General features: G+C 69.5%; 2 protein-coding genes and 1 pseudogene. All 3 read right to left on the bottom strand.

The annotated features are described in order from the left end of the window. A pseudogene (locus AAG816_RS27630) lies at positions 1-725 on the bottom strand (hypothetical protein); the annotation flags it as partial. Beyond that, complete coding sequence (locus tag AAG816_RS27625; RefSeq protein WP_341992922.1) at positions 697-912, bottom strand: hypothetical protein; 216 nt, start codon at positions 910-912, stop codon at positions 697-699. The gene AAG816_RS27625 and the pseudogene AAG816_RS27630, both read right to left, overlap by 29 nt. A 9-nt stretch (positions 913-921) precedes the next feature. Beyond that, positions 922-3,186 (bottom strand): hypothetical protein, encoded by a 2,265-nt coding sequence (locus AAG816_RS27620; RefSeq protein ID WP_341992921.1) that lies wholly within the window; start codon positions 3,184-3,186, stop codon positions 922-924. Positions 3,187-3,229 lie beyond the last annotated feature (43 nt).

Below are 3,229 nucleotides of genomic sequence, written 5' to 3'. Positions count from 1 at the left end.
AGCTCGCCCGGCTGGACCGGGAACGGATTGCCGGCGCCGTCCACAAAGTCGAACCAGCTATAGACAGTGGCCTCGTCCCACTGGATCAGGAACCAGCCATTCACCCCCGGCGGCACCCAGACGGAATGCTCGCCCAGCACCCCGGCGATGCCGGAGGTCATGTTCGGCGGCCCCATGATGCTGACGCCCGCAAGGCCCGCCGCGCCGCTGGCATTGGGCAGGCGGTTGCCGGCGCCACCGAGCGCGGCCAGGGTCTGAGCCACATGGGCGGTGGTGGCCAGTTGGTCGGTGGCGGTGCCCGGCGCCACTGTCGGCGCGGTGGGGCTGCCGGTGAAGGCCGGGCCGTCCAGCGCCGCCGCGGCCTCGATCCGCGCCTTCAGGGCGGGCGTGAGCCAGAGGCGGTTGGCGGTCTCGGTCACCGCCGAGGCGGGCACCGATCCGGCAACGATGTCATGGATCTGGTCCTGGGCCTGGGCGATCTCGGTCTCGAGGATCGCCAGTGTCTGGCGCAGGGCCGCCAGCTGCGGCGCCACATTGGCCTGGATCACCTCCAGCGCCTGGCCGGTGCCCAGCGCGATCAGGGCCTCGAAATCGGCCCTGATCGCCTCCAGGGCGCGCAGGCGCAGGCCGACGCTGACCAGGGCCGCATCCCATGACGCCTTGTTGAGGCGCATGTCCTGTGGCGCGGCATAGTCGTCAGCGGGGCTCGGCAGCAAGGACGGCATCGGCCCCGTTCTCCGTGATCAGCAGGGCGAGCAGATCGCCGCGCAAGGTGAGGTCGCCGCGCGGCTTGAAGCGCACGCCGGCCGCCGCAGCCGGCCGCGCCAGCGCCACCTGATAGGTGCGCGCGGGATCGATGGGGCCGGACAGGCCCGGTGCGGTTACGGGAGCGGCAGAGGATGAAGCGGTCATGGGGCCTCCTCACAAAGCATAGAGGGCGATGTTCTGGACGAAGGGCACGTCGGCGACCGTCGTGGTGGTCATGTCCACCCGCGCCCGCGCCTCGGCGGTGGCGGTGGGCAGCAGGAAGGTGGCGAGGATCGTCAGCTTCTTGGCGTTCACATAATCCTGCGTCACCACCGCCGCGGACGGGGCGAAGACGGTGCCGCCGACGATGAGCTTCGGGTTGATGGTGTGACGGGTCATGTCATAGGCATCCACCACCACCTCCATCTGCACGGTGGAGGTGAGAAGCCCGAACGGCTGGGCCTTGGACACCGCCACCATCTCGCCGCGGGGGCGGAAGGTCATGGCGCGGGCCTTGGCATCCAGCACCAGCGCCGGCTGCAGGTCGGTGGTGCCGACGAACACCGCGCGCAACTGCACCAGGGCCGGCAGGCCGGACAAAGTGTCCGAGCCTTCCGCATCGCTGAGCGTCAGCGGCTGCCAGGTGCTGGAGGTGCTGGGCTTCACCTCCCAGGTCAAAGCGGTGCCGCCCGGTGCCCAGCCCCCATGCAGCAGGCGCAGCTCGGTCATGCCGTTCTCCAGGGTGAGCGGCGCGAACTCCACCACCGTGCGCGGCGCGGCAAAGCTGGCCGCCTTGATGCGCATGGCGAAGTCCACCTCGGTGGACACCTGGCTCCAGGCGCCATCGGTGCAGGCGAAGCGCGAGCCCTGGGCATATTTGTTGCCGGACACGGTCTCCAGGGCATGGTTGCCGGTGGTGACCGTGAACCAGGCATAGCGCTTGCCGCTCTCCAGCAGGCTCGGGCGCAGGGTGAACGTCACCCAGCCGGTGGCGAGGGAGGCGGCGGCCAGCGTGGTGGTGACGATCACCTGGTCCAGGCGCGGCTGGCCGGTCGCGTCGCATGCGCAGACGAACAGATGCACGTCGCCCGCCGAGCCCACGCGGGTGAAGGACAGGTCGATGGCGCTGAGGATCATGGGCTGGGCGCACAGCCAGGTCTGGCCGTAGATGGAGCCGTTCACCCCATAGCTCTCGGTCACATAGTCCCAATAGACCTCCGTGACCGAGCGGGTGACGATGCGGCGCACGGCGCGGATCACATGCCCGGCCCATTCCAGGCCGTTGAGGATGTTCATCACCTCGAACGTCTCGCCCTGGACGGTGAACAGCTCGCCGACGCTGCGGCCGGAGCTGTTGGCCCATTCGGTCTGGTTCTCGCAGACGGTGACGGTCTCGCCATATTCCACCACCTGGCGGGCGATCTCCCGGCGCACCGCCGTGGTCACCGTATGGGTGAGCTGGGAGATGTTGGTGGAGCCGCCATCGCCGGCCACCTCGATCCGCACCACTTCGCTCCAGGCCGGCAACAGCAGGGTGCCGGCCATGCGCACCGCGGCCGATCCGGGATCGAGCAGCGCCAGCTGGCTGTCGCGCTCGGCCGCCCAGGGAAAGCGGATGCCCTCGCGCACCCGCGCCAGCCAAGCGGCATGGGCGCTGTCCCAGTCATCGGGCACCAAGCCGGCGTCATACCAATAGGCCCGCGCCTCGTCCGGCAGGGCCAGCTGCCGGCGCACACTGGCCACATCCCGCTTCAGCTGGCGGATGATGGTGGGATGGGGGATGTCGGTGAGGCGCGCGGCGATGTTGGCGACGTCGGTCTCCAGCGTGGTGGTGCGGCGGACGGTGTTGGCCACTTCGCCCTCCAGCAGGGTGAGGCGCCCTTCCACCTCGGCGAGGCTCTTGAGGCGCGAGCCGTGGTCCAGCTCCACCGCCACGATGCCGGTGGGCGCCAGCTCGACGAAGGCGAGGCAGCACTGGTCGGCCGCCACGGATGGCTTGAGCGGCGTCGGCGATGGCAGGCCCTGCTGGATCACCACCTCCACCGTGCGCCGCTCCACCTTCGGCACCGCCTGTTCCACGGTCTCGCCGGTCTCCGCATCGGTCTCGATCATGCGCTGGGCGGTGACGGTCTGCGTCGCCCCGCGCAGCAGCAAAGCCACATAGCGCCGGTCGCCGGTGACCAAAGGCAGATGGACCTGGAGATTGAGGTCGATGGCCTCGTCCGCCGCATAGACCAGGGCGCCCACGAACAGGCGGCCGGGATTGAGGCGGATCTCGATGGAGGACGGCTGGGAGATGCTGAAGTCGGCCCAATGGTGGGCATAGTCGATGGCGCCGCCGACGATATGGCCGTCGCCTTCGCGGGCAAACAGCGAGATGTTGCCGAAGTCCTCCGGCTCGGCCACTTCCGCCTGGGTGAAGCTGACGATCTTGGTCATGGGGAGCCTTCAGAGCTTGCGGCGCGCCACATAGGCGCCGAGG

The organism is Azorhizobium sp. AG788, assembly GCF_943371865.1.
Lineage (GTDB): Bacteria > Pseudomonadota > Alphaproteobacteria > Rhizobiales > Xanthobacteraceae > Azorhizobium.
Note: the sequence above shows the minus strand (reverse complement) of the source record. Positions and strands in the feature narration are given on the sequence as shown.

Bases quoted from the DNA above. Each gene is read 5' to 3' on its own strand.
- AAG816_RS27620 (WP_341992921.1), bottom strand. From the start codon at position 3,186: ATGACCAAGATCGTCAGCTTCACCCAGGCGGAAGTGGCCGAGCCGGAG.
- AAG816_RS27625 (WP_341992922.1), bottom strand. From the start codon at position 912: ATGACCGCTTCATCCTCTGCCGCTCCCGTAACCGCACCGGGCCTGTCC.